At 67.1% G+C, this 23,393-nt stretch carries 21 protein-coding genes and 1 tRNA gene; 13 read left to right on the top strand and 9 right to left on the bottom strand.

What is annotated here, in order from left to right; translation table 11 throughout:
• The first annotated feature begins 331 nt into the window (after positions 1 to 331).
• From pth to ASE67_RS08070, 7 genes are all read left to right on the top strand, one after another.
• The gene (gene pth / locus ASE67_RS08100; RefSeq protein WP_055758940.1) at positions 332 to 898 is read left to right on the top strand and encodes an aminoacyl-tRNA hydrolase; all 567 of its coding nucleotides are present in this window, start codon (positions 332 to 334) and stop codon (positions 896 to 898) included.
• Between the two features lie 92 nt (positions 899 to 990).
• Entirely contained in the window at positions 991 to 1,854 is an 864-nt protein-coding gene (locus ASE67_RS08095; RefSeq protein WP_055758937.1) for an AraC family transcriptional regulator, read from the top strand.
• Positions 1,855 to 1,960: 106 nt separating this feature from the next.
• On the top strand, positions 1,961 to 3,772 hold the full coding sequence (locus tag ASE67_RS08090; RefSeq protein WP_055758934.1) for a sensor domain-containing diguanylate cyclase: 1,812 nt from the start codon (positions 1,961 to 1,963) through the stop codon (positions 3,770 to 3,772).
• Between the two features lie 67 nt (positions 3,773 to 3,839).
• Positions 3,840 to 4,745 (top strand): alpha/beta hydrolase family esterase, encoded by a 906-nt coding sequence (locus tag ASE67_RS08085; protein ID WP_055758930.1) that lies wholly within the window; start codon positions 3,840 to 3,842, stop codon positions 4,743 to 4,745.
• Between the two features lie 40 nt (positions 4,746 to 4,785).
• Positions 4,786 to 5,370: a TIGR02466 family protein gene (locus ASE67_RS08080; protein WP_055758927.1), complete on the top strand. Its 585-nt coding sequence runs from the start codon at positions 4,786 to 4,788 to the stop codon at positions 5,368 to 5,370.
• A gap of 59 nt (positions 5,371 to 5,429) precedes the next feature.
• Complete coding sequence (gene ychF / locus ASE67_RS08075) at positions 5,430 to 6,530, top strand: redox-regulated ATPase YchF (protein ID WP_055758925.1); 1,101 nt, start codon at positions 5,430 to 5,432, stop codon at positions 6,528 to 6,530.
• A 57-nt stretch (positions 6,531 to 6,587) separates the two neighbouring features.
• Positions 6,588 to 7,046 carry a MaoC family dehydratase gene (locus tag ASE67_RS08070; RefSeq protein WP_055758921.1) on the top strand — a complete coding sequence of 153 codons (459 nt, stop codon included), beginning with the start codon at positions 6,588 to 6,590 and terminating at the stop codon, positions 7,044 to 7,046.
• 9 nt (positions 7,047 to 7,055) lie between these two features.
• Here the strand turns inward: ASE67_RS08070 and ASE67_RS08065 are convergent, their stop codons facing one another.
• The 6 genes from ASE67_RS08065 to petA form a co-directional block, all read right to left on the bottom strand.
• On the bottom strand, positions 7,056 to 7,817 hold the full coding sequence (locus ASE67_RS08065; RefSeq protein WP_055758916.1) for a hypothetical protein: 762 nt from the start codon (positions 7,815 to 7,817) through the stop codon (positions 7,056 to 7,058).
• 178 nt (positions 7,818 to 7,995) lie between these two features.
• Positions 7,996 to 8,412: a hypothetical protein gene (locus tag ASE67_RS08060; RefSeq protein ID WP_055758913.1), complete on the bottom strand. Its 417-nt coding sequence runs from the start codon at positions 8,410 to 8,412 to the stop codon at positions 7,996 to 7,998.
• A gap of 129 nt (positions 8,413 to 8,541) precedes the next feature.
• Positions 8,542 to 9,060: an adenine phosphoribosyltransferase gene (locus ASE67_RS08055; protein ID WP_156348561.1), complete on the bottom strand. Its 519-nt coding sequence runs from the start codon at positions 9,058 to 9,060 to the stop codon at positions 8,542 to 8,544.
• Between the two features lie 29 nt (positions 9,061 to 9,089).
• Complete coding sequence (locus ASE67_RS08050; protein ID WP_055758909.1) at positions 9,090 to 9,959, bottom strand: cytochrome c1; 870 nt, start codon at positions 9,957 to 9,959, stop codon at positions 9,090 to 9,092.
• A gap of 10 nt (positions 9,960 to 9,969) precedes the next feature.
• Entirely contained in the window at positions 9,970 to 11,280 is a 1,311-nt protein-coding gene (locus tag ASE67_RS08045; protein WP_055758906.1) for a cytochrome b, read from the bottom strand.
• A gap of 11 nt (positions 11,281 to 11,291) precedes the next feature.
• Positions 11,292 to 11,876 (bottom strand): ubiquinol-cytochrome c reductase iron-sulfur subunit, encoded by a 585-nt coding sequence (gene petA, locus ASE67_RS08040; RefSeq protein WP_055758903.1) that lies wholly within the window; start codon positions 11,874 to 11,876, stop codon positions 11,292 to 11,294.
• Between the two features lie 249 nt (positions 11,877 to 12,125).
• Between petA and ASE67_RS08035 the strand changes: the two genes are divergently transcribed.
• Together ASE67_RS08035 and queA are read left to right on the top strand one after the other, a co-directional pair.
• The gene (locus ASE67_RS08035) at positions 12,126 to 12,821 is read left to right on the top strand and encodes a peptidylprolyl isomerase (protein ID WP_055759348.1); all 696 of its coding nucleotides are present in this window, start codon (positions 12,126 to 12,128) and stop codon (positions 12,819 to 12,821) included.
• A gap of 18 nt (positions 12,822 to 12,839) precedes the next feature.
• Complete coding sequence (gene queA, locus ASE67_RS08030; RefSeq protein WP_055758900.1) at positions 12,840 to 13,868, top strand: tRNA preQ1(34) S-adenosylmethionine ribosyltransferase-isomerase QueA; 1,029 nt, start codon at positions 12,840 to 12,842, stop codon at positions 13,866 to 13,868.
• On the opposite strand, the gene ASE67_RS08025 is transcribed toward queA, so the two are convergent.
• Together ASE67_RS08025 and ASE67_RS08020 are read right to left on the bottom strand one after the other, a co-directional pair.
• Complete coding sequence (locus ASE67_RS08025) at positions 13,860 to 15,158, bottom strand: dicarboxylate/amino acid:cation symporter (RefSeq protein ID WP_055758899.1); 1,299 nt, start codon at positions 15,156 to 15,158, stop codon at positions 13,860 to 13,862. The genes queA and ASE67_RS08025 overlap by 9 nt on opposite strands.
• A gap of 68 nt (positions 15,159 to 15,226) precedes the next feature.
• Entirely contained in the window at positions 15,227 to 16,603 is a 1,377-nt protein-coding gene (locus ASE67_RS08020) for an FAD/NAD(P)-binding protein (RefSeq protein ID WP_055758896.1), read from the bottom strand.
• A gap of 91 nt (positions 16,604 to 16,694) precedes the next feature.
• Here ASE67_RS08020 and ASE67_RS08015 point away from each other — a divergent pair.
• The 4 genes from ASE67_RS08015 (at position 16,695) to infC (ending at position 20,480) form a co-directional block, all read left to right on the top strand.
• Positions 16,695 to 16,768, top strand: a tRNA-Gly gene (locus ASE67_RS08015).
• A gap of 223 nt (positions 16,769 to 16,991) precedes the next feature.
• Positions 16,992 to 17,795 (top strand): hypothetical protein, encoded by an 804-nt coding sequence (locus ASE67_RS08010; protein WP_082457006.1) that lies wholly within the window; start codon positions 16,992 to 16,994, stop codon positions 17,793 to 17,795.
• 75 nt (positions 17,796 to 17,870) lie between these two features.
• Positions 17,871 to 19,883, top strand: coding sequence for a threonine--tRNA ligase (gene thrS / locus ASE67_RS08005; protein ID WP_055758890.1), 2,013 nt, complete (start codon positions 17,871 to 17,873; stop codon positions 19,881 to 19,883).
• 63 nt (positions 19,884 to 19,946) lie between these two features.
• A complete protein-coding gene (gene infC / locus ASE67_RS08000; RefSeq protein WP_055758887.1) occupies positions 19,947 to 20,480 on the top strand; it encodes a translation initiation factor IF-3 in 534 nt (177 codons plus the stop codon).
• Between the two features lie 173 nt (positions 20,481 to 20,653).
• Here infC and ASE67_RS07995 read toward each other — a convergent pair whose 3' ends face one another.
• On the bottom strand, positions 20,654 to 23,350 hold the full coding sequence (locus ASE67_RS07995; RefSeq protein WP_235511830.1) for a [protein-PII] uridylyltransferase: 2,697 nt from the start codon (positions 23,348 to 23,350) through the stop codon (positions 20,654 to 20,656).
• Between the last annotated feature and the right edge of the window lie 43 nt (positions 23,351 to 23,393).

The raw sequence follows: 23,393 nt of genomic DNA, 5'->3' as shown, positions 1-23,393 counted from the left end.
CCCCTTTGCGTTTCGGGGGCACGTTGTTCCGGCGCACCACCGTCATCGTGGCATAGGCCGGGATTCACGGACACGGCCAGCCCGCGGCTCCATTGCGACGATCCGACACAAAGGATTCCGGCCTCCGCTGGAACGACGAACGCCTCCTGTCGTCACCCCGGGCTTAACCCGGGGTCCCGCTTCTTCTGCGACGCCCGGCAAGAAAGCGGGACCCCGGATCAAGTCCGGGGTGACGAAGCGCTTGACGATCCGGCGCACCCCGAACCCGGCGCGTGACCAACCCGCCCGCACCAGCTACAGCCCCACGTCAGCCACCCCAAAGGACCCGCCAATGCAGCTCTGGACCGGCCTGGGAAATCCCGGCCCGCAATATGCGATGCATCGCCACAATATCGGCTTCATGGCCGTCGATGCGATCGCCGAGGTCCATGGCTTTGCCGCCCCGAAGCGCGCGTTCCAGGGCTGGGTACAGGAAGGGCGCGTGGGCACGCAGAAGGTGCTGCTGCTCAAACCCGGCACCTATATGAACGAAAGCGGTCGATCGGTGGGTGAGGCGATGCGCTTCTACAAGCTCGCCCCCGCCGACGTGACCATGTTCCACGACGAACTCGATCTTGCGCCGTTCAAGCTGAAGGTGAAGGTCGGCGGCGGCCATGCCGGGCATAACGGCCTGCGCTCGACCGATGCGCATATCGGCCCCGACTTTCGCCGCATCCGGCTGGGCATCGGCCATCCGGGGCATAAGGACCGGGTGACGCCCTATGTGCTGGGCAATTTCGCCAAGGCCGAGCTGGACGACCTGACCGACCTGCTGGGCGCGGTTGCCGCCGAAGCGCCGTGGCTGGCGGCGAACGACGACGTGCGCTTCATGAACGAGGTCGCGCGGCGGATGGGGTGAAGCCCCGTAGAGTGCCCCCGACTTCCGCAAGATCGGTCGAGCGCCCCGCCCCTTCCCGTGCGCATACCACCCGTGCCACACAAGGAACGGACATGACGGCGAGCCGCACACCCTATCACGACCGGATGCAGCGCGCGCTTGACCATATCGACCGGCATCTGGGCGACGAACTCGACCTCGCCAGCATCAGCGCGGTCGCGGCCTTTTCCAAATATCATTTCCATCGCCAGTTCGTCGCGACCTTCGGTCTGACCGTCCAACGCTATGTCCAGCTTGCCCGGTTGCAGCGCGCATCGCACCGCCTTGCCTTTCACGGGCAGCGCGTGACCGATGTCGCACTGGATGCCGGGTATGACGCACCCGACGCCTTTGCCCGCGCCTTTCGCCGGCAGTTCGGGCAATCGCCGTCATCCTTCCGTTCCGCGCCCGACTGGGCACCGTGGCGTGCGGCGCTCCTGCCGCTGGATCATGCGAGGAACCGATCGATGCCGACCTACGACGTCACCATCCGCCACGTGCCCGACACCCGCGTCGCGATCCTGCCCCATGTCGGCGACATGGACAGCATCGGCGACACCATCCGCCGCTTCATCGCGTGGCGGCGCGCCAACCGGCTGTCCCCGACGGACGCGGCGACCTTCAACCTGTTTCACAGCGATCCGCACGCCATCGCCGCCAGCCCGGCTCGCATCGACCTGTGCGTCGCCACCGATCGCGACGTTCCGCTCGCGGACGGCATGACGATCGGCGTCATTCCCGGCGGTCGCTGCGCGGTGGTGCGGGTGATCGGGCGCGCCGACGATCTCGAAGCGCCGGCGCTCCACCTCTATCGCGACTGGCTGCCCGACAGCGGGGAAGAGCCGCGCGACTTCCCACTCTTCTGTCAGCGGGTTCGGTTCTTTCCGGAGGTGGCGGAACGCGACGCGATCACCGACCTGTTCCTGCCGCTAAGGTAAAAATCCTCGAACAGCGCGCAGAAACCATCGCGCCGACGGGACGAATGGAGCCCGGCGGACAATCAAAGGTAAAGAAGCCTTAATGATTGCGGATCAAGGTGTTGCGATGGTTCGATCCGCAAAATTCCCGGCGCAGTGGGTGCGTTCCGCGGCCTGTTCCACGATCACGGGGTCCATCTATTTCCTTGCGGCCGTAACGTCGCTCACGCTGACGCTCGGCCAGGATGGCATCGCGACCTTGTGGCCGCCCAGCGGGATTCTGCTCGCGGTCCTGCTGCTGGCGCCGCGCCACCGGATTGCGTGGCATGTCGCCGCCGCCGCGATCGGCGCGGTCGCCGCCAATCTGGTCGTCGGGGCCTCGCCGCTCACCGCGCTGGTCTTCGCCATCGGCAATATCGGGGAATCGACGCTGGCGACATGGCTGTTGCGACGCCGCGACCGGCCCGGCGCTTCGTTCCTCGACCAGCGTGACCTGCTGCGTTTCGGCGGGGCCACGATCGCCGGCACGATGTTCAGCGCGACGGTCGCCACGACGACGCTCAGCGCCCCGCTGGACCGGCTGGCCATGTTCTGGCTGTCGTGGTGCTCGACCGACCTGCTGGGCATCTACATCGTCGCGCCGGTCATCCTGATCTTTGGCCAGGCGCTGCACCGCCCCCGCGCCTGGGCGGTGCCCCGGTCGCTGCCGAGGACGCTGATGGTGTTCGCAGCGATCGCGGCCGTGTCGGCGGCGACCTTTACCCAGTCATCCTATCCGCCGCTGTTCGCACCGATGCTGGCGGTGCTGCTGGCGGTGTTCTGGATCGGCCCGGTCGGTGCGGCCGGCGGGGTGCTGATCGTCGCCATCATCTCGACCATCGCCATGGCGACCGGCACCGGGCCGATCGCGCAGGACGATATCGGGCCGCTGGAACGCAGCCTGTTGCTGCAATGCTATCTGCTGACGACCTTTGCCGCGTCGCTGCCGATCGCCACGCTGCTGGCTGCGCGCGACCGGTTGCTGGCGCGGCTCGCCGAAAAGATGCGCCTGCTCGAACTGGCCGAAAGCGCGGCGGAGGTCGGCCACTGGCGGCTCGACACCGGCCGGGAGCGTGTCACATGGTCGCAGGAGGTGTTCCGCATCCACGGCGTTCCCGCCGCGGTGCCGCCGACCTTTGCCTCCGCGCTGGAAGCCTATCATCCCGACGACCGGGCGATGGTGACCGGGCATATCGGACAGGCGATCGCGGATCGCTCCAGCTTCGAATTCCGCGCACGGATCATCCGGCCCGATGGCGAGGTCCGCCACGTCTTTTCCCGCGGGGAAATCGACCGGGTGAACGATGACGGATCGCTCTGCCTGTTCGGGATCATCCAGGACGTGACGGTGCAGGTTGCCCACGAAACGCTGCTCGACAACGCGCGAAAGCACGCGGAGGAAGCCGCCCGCCTTGCCACGATCATGGCCGAAACCGACCAGCTGACCGGCATCGCCAATCGCCGCCGGACGATGGCCGCGCTGGAACAAGCGGTGTCGACGGCGGACGCCCACGATGCCCCGGTATCGATCGCAATCTTCGACATCGATCATTTCAAACAGGTCAACGACCGGCACGGCCACGCGGTCGGCGATCAGGTGCTGCAGCGGGTGGCGCATGCCGCCGCCGCCGAACTGCGCAGGACCGACGTTATCGGACGCTTCGGGGGCGAGGAATTCGTGCTCGTGCTGCCCGATGCCGCCGCCGATACCGCGCTGCGGGTCGCCGAACGGGTTCGCGGCGCGATCGAGGCGACGGGCCAGCATCCGCAGGTAACGGTCAGCATCGGCGTCGCAGAGCGCCTGCCCGGCGAAACGCGCGAATCGCTGCTGCGTCGCGCCGATCAGGCGCTGTATGTCGCCAAGCATGCAGGTCGCAACACGCTGCGCCTCGCCGCCTGACCGGTGGGCGGGGACGACTTAGCCCCGCCCTTGCTTCGTGCCCCGACCCACCGGTACACCCCCGGCCATGTCCCGGTTCCTCGCATCGCTCGCCTGCCTGATCCTCCTGATGCTGGGCGGGACAGCGCATGCCGCCGCCCGCTGCACTGCCAGTCCGTCGGGCACGGCACAGACGATTACGATCAACGAAGGGCGGCGTTCGGTGGTGCTGCACCTCCCACCGGGCTTCGACCCGGCGCGTCCCGCCCCGTTGGTGATCCTGCTCCACGGCAGCGGCGGCACCGGCGCGGCGATGCTGCGCGACTCGAAGCTGGCCGAGGCGGCGGATCGGCACGGATTCATCGTTGCCGCGCCCGATGCCGGCATCGCCCATGACAAGGGCTTTGTGTGGAACATCCCCGGCGTGCCCACCGTCGCCGGCACGATCCCCGGCCCCGACGCGCCGAACGACGTGGCCTTTATCGGCACCCTGATCGACCAGCTCGCCGTACAGGGCTGCATCGATCCGGCGCGGGTCTATGCCACCGGCCTGTCGGGCGGCGGCCGGATGACCTCGTGGTTGGGGTGCGTCGCGGCCGACCGCTTCGCCGCGATCGCACCCGTTGTCGGCCTGCGCGCGGGCAACCCGCTGGCCAGCGACCCCACCCGCCCCGACCCGGCAACCTGCCGCCCGTCGCGGCCGCTGCCGGTGATCGCCTTTGCCGGCGACGCCGACACCACCAACCCGATCCAGGGCGGCGGCGCGAAATACTGGTCCTACACCATGCACGCCGCCGAAATGCGCTGGGCCACGCTCAACGGCTGCACCGCCGCGCCCACCACCCGCTGGGTCGGGCCGAACGTCTATGAGGAACGCTATACCGGCTGCCGGGGTGGTGCCGATGTCGCCGGGCGGATCACGGTCGGTGGCGGGCACAGCTGGGTTGTCGACAATGATGCGCTCTGGGCATTCCTGTCCCGGCACCGCCGCTGAGTCCCTTCCCAAAGCGCGCCCGATCGGCCAAGCCGCGCGTATGACCGTCCGCACCCTCTTCCCAACCCATCTCTATGAAGCCGACCTTGCCGATGCCGCGCTGGTCGATGACCTCGACGCGTCGGTGCGCGCGCTGGCGGAGGAGGACATGGCCGGGCGTCGCTGGTCGAAGGACCATGGCTATCGCGGCTATACCTCCTATGCGTCCCTGAACGACCTTCCTCTACGCGATCCGGTGTTCGCCGACCTGAAGCGCGTGCTCGACCGCCATGTCGCGAAGTTCGCCGCCGCGTGCGGCATGGACCTGGGGGCACGCAAGCTGAAGCTCGACAGCCTGTGGGTGAACCTGCTGAAGCCCGGCGGCGGGCATTCGGGGCACCTGCATCCGCACAGCGTTGTGTCGGGCACCGTCTATGTCGCGGTGCCGGAGGGGGCCGGCGGCATCCGGTTCGAGGACCCCCGCCTCCCCATGCTGATGGCCGCCCCCACCCGCCCCGGCACCTTCGAAACGGTCGCGCCGCAGCCGGGCACGCTGCTGCTGTGGGAAAGCTGGCTGCGGCACGAAGTTATGCCCCATGCCGGCAAGGGCGAACGGATCAGCGTCAGCTTCAACTATCGCTGGTAGCAAACCGGCGCGCCAGGCGCTAAGGGGCAGGCTTTCCATCATCACCGGGATTGCGCCAAGTGGGTTTTCGCTGCGGTATCGTCGGGCTGCCGAATGTCGGCAAGTCCACCCTGTTCAACGCGCTGACGCAGACTCAGGCGGCACAGGCGGCCAATTATCCCTTCTGCACGATCGAGCCGAACGTCGGCAACGTCGCCGTGCCCGACCCCCGGCTGGATTCGCTGGCCGAGATCGCCAGTTCGGCCAAGAAGATCGAGACGCAGCTGGCCTTCGTCGACATCGCCGGCCTGGTGCGCGGCGCGTCAAAGGGCGAGGGCCTCGGCAACCAGTTCCTTGGCAATATCCGCGAGGTGGACGCGATCGTCCATGTACTGCGCTGTTTCGAGAATGACGACATCCAGCATGTCGACGACCGCGTCGATCCGATCGCCGACGCCGATACGGTCGAGACCGAGCTGATGCTGTCCGACCTCGAATCGCTCGAAAAGCGGGTGCCAAACCTGGCCAAGAAGGGTCAGCAGGGCGACAAGGAGGCCAAGATCGCCGCCGTCGTGCTCAGCCGCGCGCTCGACCTGCTGCGCGAAGGCAAGCCCGCCCGCCTGACCGAGATCAAGGACGAGGAAGAGGAGCGCCACTTCGCGCAGGCCCAGCTGCTGACCGCCAAGCCGGTCCTCTATGTCTGCAACGTCAACGAAGAGGATGCGGCGGAAGGCAACGAGCTGTCGGCCAAGGTCTTTGCCAAGGCAAAGGCGGAGGGCGCGCAGGCGGTCGTCGTGTCGGCCGCGATCGAGGCGGAGATCGCCACGATGGACCCGGCCGACCGCGCCGAATTCCTGTCCGACCTGGGCCTGAAGGAAACCGGTCTCGCCCGCGTGATCCGCGCCGGCTATTCGCTGCTCCAGCTGCTCACCTTCTTCACCGTCGGGCCGAAGGAGGCGCGCGCCTGGACCGTGTCGGTCGGGGCGAAGGCACCGCAGGCGGCAGGCGAAATCCACAGCGATTTCGAACGCGGCTTCATTCGGGCCGAAACCATCGCCTTTGCCGATTACGTCGCCTGCAAGGGCGAAAGCGGCGCACGCGACGCGGGCAAGCTGCGCGCGGAAGGCAAGGAATATGTCGTGCAGGACGGCGACGTGATGCTGTTCCGCTTCAACGTCTGATCCATCCGCGACACGTTGGCCCTTGCCGCCGGCCAGTTTCGGGTTGAAACTGGCCGCATGCGCTATTTCGAAGACATCGCCGTCGGCGATACCGCCCGCTTCGGTTCCTATCCCGTGACGCGGGACGCCGTGATCGACTTCGCGCGGCAATATGATCCGCAGCCGTTCCACCTGTCCGACGAGGCCGCCGCCCAGACCCATTTCGGGCGGCTGGCGGCCAGCGGCTGGCACAGCTGCGCGATGACGATGGCGATGCTGGTCGAACAGTGGAAGGTCGATCCTATTGCCAGCCTGGGCGCGGCGGGGATCGACGAACTGCGTTGGCGACGTCCGGTATTTCCGGGCGACACACTACGCTGCGAAACCGAGGTCCTGTCGACCCGCCCCTCGTCCAGCCGGCCCGAAATGGGCAGCGTCGCCAGCCGGGTGACGGTGTGCAATCAGGACGATCAGGTCGTGATGACCTTCATTTCGCAAGCCCTGATCGCAACGCGCGCCGCCACCCCGCCCGCCTGAACGGACGCCCTATTCCGCGCGGGGCCCGCGCCGATCCGGTCCCCGTCCTGCTGGTCCACGGAAGCGGCCGCCGCCGGGACGGATGCCTTCGGGTCGGCCGAACCCGCGCGCGGCACCGGCGGACGGCGCGTCCGGTCGGGGTGCCCTGACCGACGTGTTGTCGCCACGCGGCACGTTGCGGAAACCGGGGCGCCCGTCGAAGCCCGGTCGACGATCCGGAGCACCATCGGGGCGTCCGCGCCAGTCGCCACGCGGCACATTCTCGAACCCGCGCCTGTCGTCGAACCCCGGCCGCCGGTTCCCGCGCCACCCGTCCGGACGACCCGGCAATGGCGACTGGGTGCTGCCCCGCGGGACATTCTCGAAACCGGGGCGTCCGTCGAAGCCGGGGCGCCGGTCGTTCCAACCCGGCCGGTCCCAGCCGTCCCAGCGCGGCCGCCCATCGCCACGCCCGCCGCGCCACTGCCCGCGCCGCTGTTCCCAGTAAGAACGCTGGCGGTCGTTCCAGCGGAACGGACGGCGGTAGCGGTCATAGACGTAATAGCCGGAACCCGGATAATAATAGTCGCCGAACCAGCCCCAATAGGGGTCGCCGAACCCGCCGGCATAATCGTCATAATAGCCGCCATACCCGCCATAGCCGCCGCCATAATAGCCGGGCGAGGCATAGCCGACGCTGACCCCGCTATAGCCGTAATCGCCATAGGCGCAGGCGGAGACACCCGCCCCCGCCGCCAGCGTCAAGATGATCGCGCGCATCCGATGCAACATGGGTTTGCTCCCACAGGCGACGGGCATGGGCACGACGCCGGTTATGATCGAAAACAACAGCCGGCACGGGTCGCCGGTTCCTGTCCGGCAGGCACCATCGGCCGTGCCGGCTGAATTGGGGCTGTACCGTTTGCGCCATCTGGTTTCCGGCAACCGCCGATGGTGTTGGCTTGCGTCCCTAGGAAGGAGTCTCCGTGACAACCCGACAACGCATATCCGTCCGAATATGGCCTGCGTCCGGCGGCGGCCGGTGCCGGACGCTCCACTCCCCGGACTGCTGAACGAACTGCGCACGGCAAGATAGTCGGTCGGGGGCAACCTTCCCCAACACCCATCGCGGTCCACCCGCACGCCACAGGTTGAAGGAACAGCGCTGCCCGGCGCGGGTCGTGATACAGTCGAGCGCCTGAATATGAAGGCGGGGCGCAGGGCTTTCGTCCTGCCCCGCCTCGTACCACAACGCGGCCAGCCGGTTGCCATTGCCGATCATCGCATTGCGTTGCAGATCGTCCCAGATGGCCGCGCGTAACTGCCCTGCCAGCGGCTCATCGGGAATGGAGAAGGTCACCATGGCGTACAAGGTCAGGGCGATCATGCGATCAGCGCGGCTGGCCAGACCGATATCGGACGTCTCGCGTCAGGCCAGTGCCGCCTTGGCATCTCCCCGACGGAGGAAAATGGCCCGGGGGATTCCGATGGCAGTGGCAGCCACGACCGGTGCCGCTCAATGCCCGGGAAACGCCACCAGCGCCGACACCGAAATTCCATCCGCCCGCAACGCCGCCGCACCGCCCAGATCGGGCAGGTCGATCGCAAAGGCCGCCTGCTCGACCGTCGCCCCGGCCTTGCGCAACAACCGTACCGCCGCACGGGCGGTGCCGCCGGTCGCGATCAGGTCGTCGACCAGCAGAACCCGCGCGCCGGGGGTACAGGCATCGGCATGGATCGCGATCCGGTCGGTGCCATATTCCAGCGCATAATCCTCGGCGATGGTCGCGCCGGGCAGCTTGCCGTCCTTGCGGATCAGCACGACGCCGGCGCCCAGCGCCAGCGCGACGGCGGGGGCGAAGACGAAGCCCCGCGCCTCGATCCCCGCCACCAGATCGATCGGGCCCTGTACGGCGGCAACCATGCCGTCGACCGCCAGCCGCAACCCTTCAGGGTCGAGGATCAGCGTCGTGATGTCACGAAACTGGATGCCGGGCTTGGGGAAGTCCGGAATGGTACGGATGCGCCGAGCGATCTCCACCGACCCGACGCCATCCGCGCCGCTCAATGCTTCATGCCCCGCCAGATGTTGCGATAGGCACCGAACGCCAGCGCGGTGAAGATCAGCAGGAAGATTACCGCCGCCGCACCCGCCGCATGGCGCGTTTCCAGCTTCGGCTCGGCGGTCCAAGTCAGGAACGCCGCGACGTCCTTCGCCATTTGGTCCTTCGTCGCGCGGGTGCCGTCCTGATACTGGACCTGATCGTCGGCAGTCAGCGGCGGCGCCATGGCAAGGTTCAGCGTGGCGAAATACGGATTGTAGTGCAGCCCGTTCGGCGTCTTCGCGTCGGGGAATTCCTTCAGCAGTTCCGCCGGCTGCGCGCGATATCCGGTCAGTAGCGAATAGACATAGTTCGGGCCATCGTCGCGCGCCTTGGTCATCAGCGACAGGTCGGGCGGCACCGCATTGTTGTTGGCGGCACGCGCGGCGACGTCGTTGGCGAACACCAGCGGGAAGCGGTCGGACGGCAGGTTCTTGCGCGTCGCCGGTTCGCCCGTCTCCGAGTTCACGCTCGGCTGTTCGATCTGCCAGTCGGTGGCGATGGTCTTTACCTGACCCTCGTCATAGCCCAGCGCCTCCAGGTCGCGGAACGACACCAGCCGGATCGAGTGGCAGGCCGAGCAGACTTCCTTGTAGACCTGGAACCCACGCTGCAGCTGCTGCTTGTCGAACGTGCCGAACAGGCCCGCCGATTGCAGCCCGGCGTCGCGGCGCTCCTTGATATGGAATTCATGCTCGGCCGAATGGACCGGCGTGTCGTTGATCATGCCGCTGACGGTCGAAAAGATACCGAGCAGCAGCGCGAACAGGAAGCCTGCCCCGACGACGAGGTTCAGGTTGCGGGCGAGAAAGCGGGAAGCGAAGGAGAGCATCGTTGTTCCCTTACTCGGCCGCGGCCGGGGTGGCGTGACCATGGGCGGCGCTCTGCGCGGGCGAGGTGCCGCCCTCGCCCTTCAGCACCGCTTCGGTGATCGAATTGGGCAGGGGACGCGGACGCTCCATCGCCGATACGATCGGCAGCACGACCAGGAAGTGCGCGAAATAATATCCCGCCGCGATCTGGCTGAGCAGCACCGTCACCGGCGTCGCCTCCGCCCCGCCGAGATAGCCAAGCACCAGCACGTCGATCAGCAGCACGATCAGGAAGATGCGATAGGTCGGGCGGTAATTGGCCGACTTGACCGGCGACTTGTCCAGCCACGGCAGGAAGAACAGCAGCAGGATCGAGCCGAACATGGCCAGCACGCCCCACAGCTTCGCCGGGAAAATGAAGTCGACGGTGAACGCCTTCAGGATCGCGTAGAACGGCAGGAAATACCATTCGGGCACGATATGCGCGGGCGTGGAGAGCGGGTTGGCCGGGATGTAATTGTCCGGATGGCCCAGCAGGTTCGGCGCAAAGAAGATCAGCGACGCGAACACGATCAGGAATACGCCCAGCCCGAACCCGTCCTTCGCGGTGTAATAGGGGTGGAACGGCACGGTATCCTGCGGCCCCTTCACCTCCACGCCGGTCGGGTTGTTCGACCCCGGAATGTGCAGCGCCCAAATGTGCAGGATGATGACGCCCGCGATCACGAACGGCATCAGATAGTGGAGCGAGAAGAAGCGGTTCAGCGCGGCATTGTCCGGCGCATAACCGCCCAGCAGCCACACGCGGATCGTCTCACCCACCCCCGGTATCGCCGAGAAGAAACCGGTGATGACCTGCGCGCCCCAGAAGCTCATCTGCCCCCACGGGAGCACATAGCCCATGAACGCGGTCGCCATCATCAGCAGGAAGATGACGACGCCCAGCAGCCACACCATCTCGCGCGGGGCCTTGTACGACCCGTAATAGATACCGCGAGAGATATGGGTATAGACGACGATGAAGAACATCGACGCGCCATTGGCGTGGGCATAGCGCAGGAACCAGCCCGACGGCACGTCGCGCATGATGCGTTCGACCGAATCGAACGCGACCGCGCCATTGGCCGCATAATGCATCGCCAGCACGATGCCGGTGATGATCTGCACCGCCAGCGCCGCGCCTGCCAGCACGCCGAAATTCCAGAAATAGTTGAGGTTGCGCGGCACCGGATAGCCGGCGCCGACCGCGTTATAAACCAACCGGGGAAGCGGCAGCTTCTCGTCCAGCCACCGCATCAGCGGCTGTTTCGGTTCGTAATGCTTGGCCCAGGGGAAGCTCATCGTCTCTCTCCTCAGCCAACCGTCACGACGGTGTCGGACGTGAAGGTATATTCGGGAACGTGCAGGTTCTGGGGCGCAGGCCCCGACCGGATGCGCCCGGCGGTGTCATAGGCCGACCCATGGCACGGGCAGAAATAGCCGCCGAACGGCCCCTTGTTCTCACCCTCGCCCGCGCCCAGCGGCACGCAGCCGAGATGCGTGCAGACGCCCAGCGTGATGAGCCAGTTCGCCTTGCCCGTCTTGGTGCGTTCCGCCAGCGTCTGCGGATCGCGCAGCGTGCTGACCGGCACGGCATTCGCCTCGGCGATTTCCTTGGGCGTCAGGTTGCGCACGAACAGCGGCTGTTTGCGAAACGTCGCCTTGATCGCCTGCCCCGGTTCGATCGACGACAGGTCGATTTCGGTCGTGGACAGCGCCAGCGTATCGGCGGCGGGCGACATCTGGTTGATGAGCGGCAGCGCGATCACGCCTGCGCCGACCCCGGCAAATGCCACCGCGCCGATCGACAGATAGTCGCGCCTGCGGGGATTTTCCGGCCCACCGTCGAGCGCAGTCGCGCCGCCTGCGGGTACGTGCTGATCTTCGTCAGTCGCCATTCAACAGCCCTTGTCGTCGGGCGCGTTTCGCGCCCTGCCCCTCTCCGGTCGCCTTCGTGGAAGCGACGCCGGACCGATCGGTTTTCCGTCCAGTCGCACGGGTGATAGCCGGGCGTTCGGCCGTTTGCCAATCCCTTTTGCCGTTTCGGGACGGAACGGCGCCGTCATGTTCAGATTGGCGCAAGCGATCACATGGTCTATGCGGCTCGCCTCATGCCTTTTGGTTTCCTCGCGCGTTTCGGGAAGTTCATGCGTCGTCTTGCCCTTTTGCTCGCTGTCATCGCCTCGTTCTTTGCCCTGCCGGCGCTCGCGCAGGTGATCGACGTGCCCGGCCGCGAACCGCCGCCCGCCACCACCGACACCCGCAACCTGTGGATTCTCGACCTGTCGACCGGCGGGCGGGTCACCATCTGGCTGCGTCCCGATGTCGCGCCCAAGATGGTCGCGCGGATCAAGACGCTGACCCGCGAGAAATTCTATGACGGCCTCGCCTTTCACCGGGTGATCGACGGCTTCATGGCGCAGGGCGGCGATCCGGATGGCGACGGCACCGGCGGGTCGAAGCTGCCGAACGTGGAAAAGGAGTTCAACTACCTCCCCCACGTCCGCGGCGCGGTGGCGGCGGCACGCGCTAATGACGAGAACAGCGCGAACAGCCAGTTCTACATCATGTTCGCCCCCAAATTCTCGCTCGACAAGAAATACACCGTATTCGGCCGCGTGATCGAGGGCATGCAATATGTCGACGCGATCGAACGTGGCGAACCGCCGGCGAACCCGTCGCGCATCGTCCGCGCCTATATCGCCAGCGACAATCCGCCGCCGTACCAGGCCGCAGCCCCGGTCGCGCTGCCCGAGACCGTCGCCCCGCTGCCGGCGACGATGCCGCGCAAGCCTGCGCCCGCGCCGGCGGCCAAGCGTCCGCAGCCGGCCCGCGCGCGCTAATCCCAAGTCTTTCGATCGATGCACGTCGACCTGTTCGACTTCGAACTGCCGACCGACCGCATCGCGCTGCGCCCCGCCGCGCCGCGCGATGCGGCACGGATGCTGGTGCTGGACGGTGACGCGACGCTGGATCGTGGCGTGCGCGACCTGCCGTCGTGCCTGCGCCCCGGCGACCTGCTAGTCTTCAACGACACGCGGGTGATCCCGGCACAGCTGGAGGGCAAGCGCGGCGATGCGACGATCGGCGCGACGCTGCACAAGCGTGAGGGGCCGCGCCGCTGGCGTGCGTTCGTGCGCAACGCCCGGCGGCTGCGTGATGGCGACACCATCGATTTCGGCGCGGGCGTCACGGCGACCGCCGGTGACAAGGGCGCGGACGGCAGCTTCGCGCTGGACTTTGCCGGCGACGAACCGGTCGAATTGCTGCTGGAGCGGGCCGGGCGCATGCCGCTGCCTCCCTATATCGCGTCGAAGCGCGGCGGCGCCGACGCGCGCGATGCCGAGGATTACCAGACGCTGTTCGCGCGCGAGGCCGGCGCCGTCGCCGCGCCGACCGCCGCGCTGCACTTCACGCCCGAACTGATGGCGGCGCTGGAGGCGGCGGGGATCGGCCATGCCACGCTGACGCTGCATGTCGGGGCGGGCACCTTCCTGCCGGTCAAGGCCGACGACACTAACGACCACCAGATGCACGCCGAATGGGGCCGGATCGACGCCGCCACCGCCGACCGGCTGAACGCGGTGCGCGCCGCCGGCGGCCGGGTGATCGCGGTCGGCACCACCAGCCTGCGCCTGATCGAAAGCGCTGCCGACGATGCCGGACAGGTGCAGCCGTTCGAAGGCGATACCGCGATCTTCATCACGCCGGGCTATCGCTTTCGCGGCATCGATGGGCTGATGACCAATTTCCACCTGCCCAGATCGACGCTGTTCATGCTGGTATCGGCGCTGATGGGGCGCGAGCGGATGCTGGCCGCCTATGCCCATGCCATCGCCGAGGAATATCGCTTCTATTCCTATGGCGACGCCTCGCTGCTGCTACCCTAAAGCCATCTCCGCCGGAGCGTCGGCGGGGGCGGCCAGCAGCCTCTCGCGCTTGGCGACGATCACCGGCACCAGCATCTGCCCAGCGACATTGACGGCGGTACGCCCCATGTCGAGGATGGGGTCGATCGCCAGCAACAGCCCCGCCCCCTCCAGCGGCAGGCCGAGCGTGGTCAGCGTCAGCGTCAGCATGACCGTCGCCCCGGTCAGCCCGGCGGTCGCCGCCGATCCCAGCACCGACACCATCACGATCAGCGCATAATCGGCCGCCCCCAGCGGCAGGCCAAAGAATTGCGCGACGAAGATCGCCGACACCGCCGGATAGATGGCGGCACACCCGTCCATCTTGGTCGTCGATCCAAGCGGCACGGCAAAGGCGGCATAGGCGGCGGGCACGCCCAGCGCCTGCTCGGTCCGCTCCTGCGTCACCGGCAACGTGCCGACCGACGACCGGGTGACGAAGCCCAGCTGGATCGCGGGCCATGCGCGGCGGAAGAACCACAAGGGCGAAATCCGGTGCAGCGCCAGCAATGCCGGATAGACGACGAACAGCACGATCCCCAGCCCGATATACACCGTCGCTGCAAACGCGCCCAGCGACGACAGCGTGCCCCAGCCATAGCGCACGATCGCATCGCCGATCAGCGCCGCCGACCCGATCGGCGTCAGCGCGATCACCCAGCGCAGCAACCGCCGCAGGATCATCAGCGCAGAGGTGTTGAAGGCGAGAAATGGCTCCCCCGCCGCCCCAACCCGCACCGCCGCCGCGCCGACCGCGATGGCGACGACGATGATCTGCAGCACGTTGAAGCCGAGCGTCGTGGTTGCCCCGCCATCGGCGACCTTGGTCGATGCGGTCAGGCCGAGCAGATTGGCCGGCACCAGCCCTTTCAGGAAATCGAGCCAGGTGCCGACCGTGCCCGGCTGCGCCGCGCTGGACAGCGGTGCCGCGCTGTGCAGGCCGGGCTGAAGCGTCAGCGCGAGCACGATGCCGATCGACACCGCGATCAGCGCGGTGATCGCGAACCATAACAAGGTCTGCCCGACCAGCCGCGCGGCATTGGGCAGGTCGCGCAGCGCCGCGATCGACCCGACGATGGCGGTGAACACCAATGCCGGGACCAGCAACTTCAGCAGCTGCACGAAAATCTGTCCGACCGTGTGCAGCACGGTGCCGATCGCGCCATCGGCCCCGCCGACGTCTGCGGCGATCAGGCCTAGCGCGACGCCTGCGACCATGCCGATCGCGACCTGAATGCCGAAGGACGGCAGGATTTTACGGGTTTTTTGCATGTGCGAACATTTCGGGTGGCAGGCCAGCCTCCACAACGAAGCATTTCTACGAACGGCCCAATGCGGCGTTACAGCCCCTCACCCCCCACCCAGTGCGCATTGGACAGATAGCGGGCGACGTCCCACACCTGTCGCCGCAGGTCGGGCACCGCGACGATTTCCCAGAACGCGCCGCGGGTCATCGGCCCGATCGCGAACAGGCGATCGTCGCTCGCGCCATCGGCATGCAGCACCCGTCCGCTGCTTTCGACATCGATGCCCAGATGCTCGCTGTCGGGACGGATGCGCCCGCCTGCGACCAGCGCCGACAGCAACGGATCGTCGGTGCGGGCCACATCGCCCTGCGGCCCGATGCAGGAAATCACGCGCGTCGCGTGCATCGGGCGCGGCGCATCCTCCCCGCGCGGCCGCCACGCGACCTCCACCCCGCCATCGACGCGTCGCGCATCGCAGCTCTTGCCCGCCAGCAGGGTCAGCCGCCCGCTCGCCACCATCGCATCGATCCGGTCGGCGACGGCGGGGGCGAGGCGATGGCGGTGAATGTCCCACCAAGGCCGCAAATGGCGCAGGAAGCGGCGACGCTCGACCGGATCGGCTGCCGTCCAGATTCCTTGCGTGAACGGCCGCAATTCGTCGATGGCCCTGCGCCAGCCGATCGTAGCCGCCCGTGCCCGCACGGACCGCACCAGCGCGGACAGCGGCGGGCGCGGACGCTCGGTCAGCGGCTGTGCGGCCGGGGCCGCGAGGGCATGGCGATGCGGCAGCAGCCCGCGCCGCGACAGTGCGACGATCTGCCCGCCAAACCCCTGCGCCTCCAGCGTCAGCACGACATCGACCATCGTCAGCCCGGTGCCGATCAACAACACCCGATCGTCGTCGCCGAGACCAGCGGTCGCGCCTGTTGCCCAGGGATTGCCGACATAGGCCGGATCGTCCGCGATCCCGCCCAGCCCCGGCGGCACCTGCGGCGCGAGGTTACCGACCGCCAGCACGACCGCATCGGCCACCACCCGGCCGCCGTCTTTCAGCAGGACGGTCTCGCCATCGATACCGACCGCCTTGCCATCGACCACGGTCAGCCGCCCCGGCGCCGCGCGCTGCGCCGCCCCCAGCGTCTCGCGCAGATAGACGCCATACAGCGCGCGCGGCACGAAATCGCCCGGCCCCGCCGCTTCGTCCCGCCCGGCCAGCCAAGCCACGAAATGGTCGGGCCGGTCGGGAAAGGCGCTCATGTTCGCGGCGCGCACGTTCAGCAGGTGATCGCTCTGCCGCGTGCCATAGGCGACGCCCAGGCCGGCCGTATCGCCCCGCTCGATCAGCGTCGCCGTCGGCCCGTCATGGCGCAGCAGGTTGATCGCCAGCAACGTGCCGGAAAATCCCGCGCCGATGATCGCGACATGGCGGATCGTGCCGGGCACGGCGTCGGAAACGATAGGGTGCGTCATGCCACCCTCGATACCCACAGCCGCAGCCGGTGGGAAGTTGCACCACCCGCTTGCACCCGCCCGATCCTTTGGGTAAGGGCGACATTCCCGAGCGGGTGTAGCTCAATGGTAGAGCAGAAGCTTCCCAAGCTTACGACGAGGGTTCGATTCCCTTCACCCGCTCCAGCAGTCTCGCTGAAATAGCGAGGCTATTTCAGCTTACCGAGACAACACGGCCGGCACCGCCAGCGATGACCAACCGCATGGCTCTGCCATGCCGCGAACTCTCGAGTCTCTCGATGCCGCCCCTCCCTTTCGGGCCAAAGCGGCGGTTCGCTCCACTCTCCTGATATCGCCAACCATCGTCTTTCCCATCGCGCTTGCGTGCGGGCTGCGCTAGGGGCTTTTCGTGGCGTCGACAGTGTATCAGGAACGGTTCTCCGCGCGTCGCCCGGTACCCTTGCCGCGTCGCATCGCCACGCTGGCGTTGGTGGTCGCGATCCATGTCGCGATCCTGTGGCTGTTGCTGCGCATCGCGCCGACGATCATGTCCCCGCCGCCGGGCGAGAAATCGCCGCTGGTCGTCGACATGCTCCCCGCCGATCAGGTCGCTCCCGCCGCCGCGCCCGCAAAACAGGTTCAGCGCAAGGCCGCCGCCGGTAGCGCCAGCACCACGACGCCGGTCACCCCCGTCGCGCCACCGCCCGACATACCCCCGCCGCCGCCGGTACCGGTCACGCCGTCGAACGATGTCTGGTCGAAGGTCATTCCGATGACCGGTCGCGACTTCGCCCGCGCCGCGATCACGCCCGGCACCCGCAGCGCCACCGAGGGCACCGGACGCAGCGACGCGACAGGCGACAGCGGCGATGGCGATGCGGACAGCGATGCCGGCGGCGGCAGCGGCGGTGGCGAGCGGCTCTACGCCGCCGACTGGTATCGCCGCCCGACCCATGCCGAGCTGTCGACCTACCTCCCCCGCCACGCCCAGCCCGGCTGGGGCGAAGTCGCGTGCCGCACCATCCCCAACAACCAGGTGACCGATTGCCGCGAGATCGGCCAGTCGGCGCGCGGATCGGGGCTGGCGGGCGCGGTGCGACAGGCGGCGTGGCAGTTCCGCATCCTGCCGCCGCGCGTCGGCGGCAAGCCGCTGATCGGCAGCTGGGTGCGCATCCGCATCACCTATACCGATGCCGGCGCGGCGGTGGAGTAAGCCCCATCCTTGCCCTTGCCCCGCCCAGCGGCTAACCGACGGGCGTTTATCCTCCGACATTCCAGGTGTTCCTTCATGTCCGCAATGTTCCGCATCACCCTTCCCGACGGTGCCGTCCGTGAGGTGATGCCGGGCACTACCCCGGCCGACATCGCCGCCGCGATCTCGCCGGGTCTGCGCAAGGCGGCGATCGCCGCGCGGGTCGATGGGCAGGTGCGCGACCTGAACCGCCCGTTCGAGGGCGATTCGTCGCTCGCGCTGGTGACGGCCAAGGACGAGGCCGACGCGCTGGAACTCCACCGCCACGACTTTGCCCATGTCCTCGCCGAAGCGGTGCAGACGCTGTATCCGGGTACGCAGATCACCTTCGGCCCGGCGACCGACGACGGCTTCTATTACGACTTCGCGCCCGCCCCCGGACGCGGCATGTTCACCGACGAGGACCTGCCGCTGATCGAGGCAGAGATGCGCAAGATCATCGCCAGGGGCGAGAAGTTCGAGCGTGAGGTCGTCACGCGGCAGCAGCTGATCGACCGCTGGACCGCACAGGGTGAGACGTTCAAGGCCGAATGGGCCGCCGAACTTCCGCAAGGCGAGGAACTGACGATCTATCGCCAGGGCCAGTGGCTCGACATGTGCCGGGGGCCGCACCTCGAATCGACGGCGAAGCTGGACCCGCAGGCGTTCAAGCTGACCCGCGTGTCGGGGGCCTATTGGCGCGGCGACCAGAAGAACGCGATGCTCAGCCGCATCTACGGCACCGGATGGCTGTCGAAGAAGCAGCTCGACGCGCACCTGACCCGGCTGGAGGAAGCCGCCAAGCGCGACCATCGCAAGCTCGGCCAGGAAATGGACCTGTTCCACCTCCAATCGGAAGCGCAGGGCTCGGTCTTCTGGCACCCCAAGGGCTATATGATGTGGCGGCAGCTGGAGGCGTATATGCGCCGCCGGCTCGACGCGACCGACTATCAGGAAGTGAAGACGCCGCAGCTGATGGACGCGCGGCAGTGGGAACAGTCGGGCCATTGGGGCAAGTATCGCGAGAACATGTTCGTGGTGCCCGACGAAATCCCGAATACCGAGGACGAGGGCGCGATCATCAGCGGCGATGCTGACATGATGGCGCTGAAGCCGATGAACTGCCCGGCCCACGTCCTGATCTTTCGCCAGGGGATCAAGTCGTATCGCGACCTGCCCATCCGCATGGCCGAATTCGGCTGCTGCCACCGCAACGAGCCGCATGGCGCGCTGCACGGCATCATGCGCGTGCGCCAGTTCACGCAGGACGACGCGCATATTTTCTGCCGCGAGGATCAGCTGATCGAGGAAGTCCGCGACTTCTGCGAACTGCTCGATTCGGTCTATCAGGATCTGGGCTTCACCGACTATGCCGTGAAGCTGGCGCTGCGCCCCGACAAGCGCTTCGGGTCGGACGAGATGTGGGACAAGGCGGAAAGCGAGCTGCGCGAGGCGGTGCTTTCGTCGAACCTGTCGGACGAGATCAAGGACAAGTTCGAGGAACTGCCGGGTGAAGGGGCGTTCTATGCCCCCAAGCTCGAATTCCACCTGACCGATGCGATCGGGCGAACGTGGCAGGTCGGCACGATCCAGTCGGATCGCGTGCTGCCCGAACGACTCGACGCGACCTATGTCGGGGAAGACGGCAACCGCCACCGCCCCGTCATGCTCCACCGCGCGATTCTTGGCACGTTCGAACGCTTCCTCGGCATCCTGATCGAACATCACGCCGGCCGCATGCCGATGTGGCTGTCGTCGGTGCAGGCGGTCGTCGCGACGATCGTGTCGGACGCCGACGACTATGCGAACGAGGTCATGGCCGCACTGAAATCCGCAGGGATTCGCGTCGAAACCGACCTGCGCAACGAGAAGATCAACTATAAGGTGCGCGAGCATTCACTGGCGAAGGTCCCGGCGCTGGTCGTGGTCGGCAAGCGCGAGGCGGAGGAACGCACCGTCGCGCTGCGCCGCCTGGGCAGCCAGGGACAGCAGGTCATCGCCCTCGACGAACTGGTCGCGATGCTGAAGGCGGAAGCCCTCGCACCCGATCTTGCGCGGAACCTTTCGTAATCGCGCAAGATTGACTATATAGAACTTTCGATAACTATAGGAGCAGCACCTATCCGTCCGCCCATGATGCGTCGCCCCAATGCGCCGCCGCCGATGAACGGCCCCCGATTCAATGAGTTCATCCAGAGCCCCAAGGTCCGTGTGATCGACCATGAGGGAGAGAATCTGGGTGTGATGTTCACGCGCGAAGCCATGGCGCAGGCGCAGGAGGTCGGACTCGATCTGGTCGAGGTGTCGCCGAACGCCGACCCGCCGGTCGCGAAGTTCCTCGACGTCGGCAAGTTCAAGTACGAGGCGCAGAAAAAGGCGAACCTCGCCCGCAAGACCCAGAAGACGCAGGAGATCAAGGAGATCAAAATGCGTCCGAACATCGACGATCATGACTATGATACGAAGATGAAGAAGGTCGAGCAGTTCATTACCGAGGGTGACAAGGTGAAGGTCACGATGCGCTTCCGCGGTCGTGAGCTGAGCCATGGCCAGCTCGGCATGGCGGTGTTGCAGCGGGTGGCCGAAGCGACGCAGGAAATCGCCAAGGTCGAAGCCTATCCGCGCATGGAAGGCCGCCAGATGCTGATGGTGTTGTCGCCGAAGTAATCCGGGGCGCCGACCTATCGGTTTGAAGAGCCGCCATGGTCCGTTGTGACCATGGCGGCTTTTTCATGTCCGCGCGGCGACCACGCCGGATTCAGACGGAAAGCGTCGGCGCGATCTCCGGGGAGCAGCAGGTCCACGAGGGACACGATAGCTGATCCACCAGATCGCGAGGATCAGGCGAAGCCCGCGAATTCCTTGCCCGCCGCCGCGTCGAGCAGCCGCCGCTCCAGCGATTTCAACCGCAATTGCCCGGTGATCCGGTCGCCGGTCAGATCGGTGACATAGAAGGTGTCGACCGCGCGTTCGCCATAGGTCGCGACATGCGCCGAATGCAGCGTCACCTTCGACTGGAACAGCGCCTGCGCCAGATGATGGAGCAGCGCCGGGCGGTCGCGGGCGTTGACCTCGATCACGGTGAAGCGGTTCGACGCGGCATTGTCGATCAGCACGTTGGGCTCGATCGGGAAGGCCTCTGCGCGGGGACGCGACAGCGGCTTGGCGGCCAGCCGGTCGTTCAGCTTCATGCGGTTGGCCAACGCGTCGGCGATCGCGGTCTTCAGCCGCTGCAACTGCCCCGCTTCGTCGAACGGCCCGCCCAGCGGATTCTGCACGAGGAAATTGTCGAGCGCCATGCCGGTGCGCGTCGTGTGGATGCGTGCGTCGATGATGTTGCCGCCCGCCGCATGGATCGCCCCGGCGATGCGGTAGAAAAGGCCGGGATGGTCGGCGGCATGGACCGTGACCAGCGTCGCGCCGCGATCCTCGTCCACGCTGGTTTCGATCGTCAGGCGGGTGTCGGCCGACTGGTCGACGACGCGCGCATTGGCGGCGATCACGTCGTCCGGCTCGGCGATCCAATAGGCCGGCGGCAAATGCCGGACATAGGCGGCCAGCGTTTCCTTGTCCCAGCCCAGCGCCCCGCGCAGCGTCGCCTGCTTCTCGGCGATGCGCTCGTCGCGGCCGCGCTGTTTGTGGCCCAGCCGCAGCACCTCCTCGGCGGTTTCGAACAAGGTGGTCAGCAACTGCCGCTTCCACCCGTTCCACGTCCCCGGCCCGACCGCGCGGATATCGACGACGGTCAGCACCAGCAACATGCGCAGCCGCTGCGGCGATTGCACGACGCTGGTGAAGTCGAGGATCGTCTTGAAATCGCTGAGATCGCGCTTGAACGCGGTGGCCGACATCAACAGGTGATAGCGGACCAGCCACGCGACCGTCTCGGTCTCGGCCGGGGTCAGGCCGAGGCGCGGGCACAGCCGCTCGGCGACCTCCGCCCCCAGGATCGAATGGTCGCCGCCGCGCCCCTTGGCGATGTCGTGGCACAGCACCGCGACATACAGCGCGCGCCGCTGCACGATGCCGCCGAACAGCGCGGTCGCCAGCGGATGTTCTTCGCGACAGATGCCGCGTTCGACCTGCGACAAAAGGCCGATCATGCGGATGGTATGCTCGTCCACCGTATAATGGTGGTACATGTCGAACTGCATCTGCGCGACGATGCGGCCGAAATCGGGAATGAAGCGGCCGAACACGCCGCATTCATTCATCCAGCGCAGCACCAGTTCGGGATCGCGCGGGGAGGTCAGCACGTCGAGGAACAGCTGGTTGGCGCGTGGGTGCGAGCGGACATGCGCCGCCAGCCGTGCGTCGCGCGACGCCGCGCGCATCGCCAGCGGATGGATTTCGAGGCCGTGGAGATCGGCCAGCGCAAAGATTTCGATCAGCCGGACGGGATCGTCGGCGAAGAAATCATCCTTGGGCAGCGCGAGCCGTCCGCGGTCCAGCACGAAACCGTTCAGCCGGCGCGGACGCCGCCGCAGCCGGGGAAAGCCGAACCGGCTGCCCCGCGCGGCATAAGTTTCGTCGAGGTGGCTGAGAAACATGCCGGTCAGGTCGCCGACCCGCTTCGCCTGCAGGAAATAATATTGCATGAAGCGCTCGACGCGCGACTTGCCAACCCGGTCGCTGTAGCGCATCCGCGTCGCGATCTCGGTCTGTACGTCGAAGGTCAGCCGCTCCTCGGCCCGCCCGGTGATGAGGTGGAGGTGGCAGCGCACCGCCCACAGGAAATCCTCGGCGCGGTTGAACTTGCGCAGTTCGGGCGCGCTCAACAGGCCGGCGGGCACCAGATCGGCGGCACGGCGGACATTGTACGCATATTTCCCGATCCAGAAGAGCGCGTGGAGGTCACGCAGCCCCCCCTTCCCCTCCTTCACATTGGGTTCGACGACATAGCGCGTGTCGCCCAGCTTCTTGTGCCGCGCATCGCGCTCGGCCAGCTTTTCGGCGATGAAGGTCCGCGCGGTCCCTTCCTGTACCTCGGTCTTGAAGCGCTGCGCCGCCTCGGCATAGAGCGCGGTATCGCCCCAGACATAGCGCGCCTCGACCAGCGCGGTGCGCACGGTCACGTCGCCCTTTGCCTGGCGCACCATTTCGTCGAGCGAGCGCGACGAATGACCGACCTTCAGCCCCAGGTCCCACAGCGCATAGAGCGTCGATTCGATGACCTGTTCGGACCAGGGCGTCTGCTTCCACGGGGTCAGCACGCCGATATCGACGTCGGAATGCGGTGCCATCTCGCCCCGACCATAGCCACCGACCGCGATCAGCGTCATGCGCTCGGCGGCGGTCGGATTGTGGTTGGGATGCACGCGCTCGACGATGAAGCCGGTCAGCGCGACGAGGACCGCATCGGTCAGATAGGCATAGGCCGCCGCCGTCTCCAGCCCGTGGCTGGGGTTGGCGCGCAACCGCCGCTCGATCTCGCCCCGCCCGCGCGCCATGACGTCGCGCAACACGGCGGTCGCGGCGCGGCGCAATGCCACGCCGTCCTGCCCGTCGCCGGACAGCGCACGCAGCGACGTCGCCACCGCGCCGCGATCGACGATCGCCTCGGGATGGACGATCCGCTCG

It is taken from the genome of Sphingomonas sp. Leaf23, assembly GCF_001421585.1.
Taxonomy (GTDB): domain Bacteria; phylum Pseudomonadota; class Alphaproteobacteria; order Sphingomonadales; family Sphingomonadaceae; genus Sphingomonas.
The sequence above is the reverse complement of the archived record's forward strand: the minus strand, read 5'-3'. Positions and strand labels throughout refer to the sequence as shown.

Bases quoted from the DNA above. Each gene is read 5' to 3' on its own strand.
- pth (WP_055758940.1), top strand. From the start codon at position 332: ATGCAGCTCTGGACCGGCCTGGGAAATCCCGGCCCGCAATATGCGATG.
- ASE67_RS08095 (WP_055758937.1), top strand. From the start codon at position 991: ATGACGGCGAGCCGCACACCCTATCACGACCGGATGCAGCGCGCGCTT.
- ASE67_RS08090 (WP_055758934.1), top strand. From the start codon at position 1,961: ATGGTTCGATCCGCAAAATTCCCGGCGCAGTGGGTGCGTTCCGCGGCC.
- ASE67_RS08085 (WP_055758930.1), top strand. From the start codon at position 3,840: ATGTCCCGGTTCCTCGCATCGCTCGCCTGCCTGATCCTCCTGATGCTG.
- ASE67_RS08080 (WP_055758927.1), top strand. From the start codon at position 4,786: ATGACCGTCCGCACCCTCTTCCCAACCCATCTCTATGAAGCCGACCTT.
- ASE67_RS08070 (WP_055758921.1), top strand. From the start codon at position 6,588: ATGCGCTATTTCGAAGACATCGCCGTCGGCGATACCGCCCGCTTCGGT.
- ASE67_RS08065 (WP_055758916.1), bottom strand. From the start codon at position 7,817: ATGTTGCATCGGATGCGCGCGATCATCTTGACGCTGGCGGCGGGGGCG.
- ASE67_RS08060 (WP_055758913.1), bottom strand. From the start codon at position 8,412: ATGATCGCCCTGACCTTGTACGCCATGGTGACCTTCTCCATTCCCGAT.
- ASE67_RS08050 (WP_055758909.1), bottom strand. From the start codon at position 9,959: ATGCTCTCCTTCGCTTCCCGCTTTCTCGCCCGCAACCTGAACCTCGTC.
- ASE67_RS08045 (WP_055758906.1), bottom strand. From the start codon at position 11,280: ATGAGCTTCCCCTGGGCCAAGCATTACGAACCGAAACAGCCGCTGATG.
- petA (WP_055758903.1), bottom strand. From the start codon at position 11,876: ATGGCGACTGACGAAGATCAGCACGTACCCGCAGGCGGCGCGACTGCG.
- ASE67_RS08035 (WP_055759348.1), top strand. From the start codon at position 12,126: ATGCGTCGTCTTGCCCTTTTGCTCGCTGTCATCGCCTCGTTCTTTGCC.
- queA (WP_055758900.1), top strand. From the start codon at position 12,840: ATGCACGTCGACCTGTTCGACTTCGAACTGCCGACCGACCGCATCGCG.
- ASE67_RS08025 (WP_055758899.1), bottom strand. From the start codon at position 15,158: ATGCAAAAAACCCGTAAAATCCTGCCGTCCTTCGGCATTCAGGTCGCG.
- ASE67_RS08020 (WP_055758896.1), bottom strand. From the start codon at position 16,603: ATGACGCACCCTATCGTTTCCGACGCCGTGCCCGGCACGATCCGCCAT.
- thrS (WP_055758890.1), top strand. From the start codon at position 17,871: ATGTCCGCAATGTTCCGCATCACCCTTCCCGACGGTGCCGTCCGTGAG.
- infC (WP_055758887.1), top strand. From the start codon at position 19,947: ATGATGCGTCGCCCCAATGCGCCGCCGCCGATGAACGGCCCCCGATTC.